Annotated in this window: 1 pseudogene; it reads right to left on the bottom strand. The window is 55.4% G+C overall.

What is annotated here, in order from left to right:
* Nucleotides 1-18: 18 nt before the first annotated feature.
* Nucleotides 19-1,084 (bottom strand): annotated as a pseudogene (locus BSP75_RS07305) (ISAs1 family transposase); the annotation flags it as partial.

Genomic DNA, 1,084 nt, shown 5'->3' with positions numbered 1-1,084 from the left:
GGGCAAACGCATGAATGCTTATTTTTCATCCACTTCGTTAAAGCCACTCAGGAGCACTTGCTCCAGATAGCTGCTGTTCATTGCCGCTATCTTTTGCTTACGTCTGATGCTCACCTTTTTGCTTCGCTCCGAGCGCAGCATGTTCAGCGCAATATGTCGTACCGCTGCCAAGTTGGCTAAGCCCTCCTCCCGATAAATCTGGCAGGCATCCTCTTTCATCACCACGTCCAACACCCAATGTAACTGGTTTTCAATGCCCCAGTGGGCGCACTGCGTTAGCGAAAGTGGCTCGCTCCAAGGGCGCCGAACTGATGTAGTGGTGGTACTCCAACGACTCCTTTCCTTTGTTGTCTCGCCGGTATCCAATGGCCACACCCAACGTGCTCAACCCCTTCCACTCGGGGAAGGCTCGAGCCACCGCATCGGCTGGCAACACATAATATTGCCAGACCTCAATCCTCCCCCGGCTTTGTTCGATGCTGGCGATAGGTTGCTCTTCTGCCAACACATCCCGAAACACCTCACGGACGGCATTCGACAAGCGCTCCTGATTGCCTTTGACAGCCAGCAGGTAATGGCCCCCTTGCTCGACAATCTGAGCCGCTATGGCTGTTTGGCAACCCATCGCATCGATGGATATCAGACAGCCGTTGATATCCAGCATCGACAACAGTGCCGGGATCGCGGTGATCTCATTAGACTTGGCATCCGTCTTGACCTGCCCGAGCACTACGCCATTGGCACAGGAAAAAGCACTGACCATGTGGAGAGCTGACGCCCGGTTATCACGGTCATAGGAGCCTCTGAGCACCTTGCCATCCAGCGCAATCACGTCCCCTTCGCAGCGCTTGCTGACTGCTGCCATCCAGTTGAGGAAGCAATACTGAAATTGCACCGGGTCGAGTCGGGAAATCACGCGGGCAATGGTGTCGTGAACCGGCAGCCCATTGGGAAAGAGCTTGCGCTTCTGAAACCAGTCCAGGTGCGCCTGACCAAAGTCCTCGATATCCTGCCATCCTTCAGCGCCGCCGATCACGGCGCAGAGCGTCAGGAACAGAACATCAAACAGGGGGTAGGCCACTTT

It is taken from the genome of Aeromonas sp. YN13HZO-058, from assembly GCF_001921245.1.
Classification (GTDB): domain Bacteria; phylum Pseudomonadota; class Gammaproteobacteria; order Enterobacterales; family Aeromonadaceae; genus Aeromonas; species Aeromonas allosaccharophila.
This window is presented reverse-complemented; position numbering and strand designations above follow the sequence as displayed.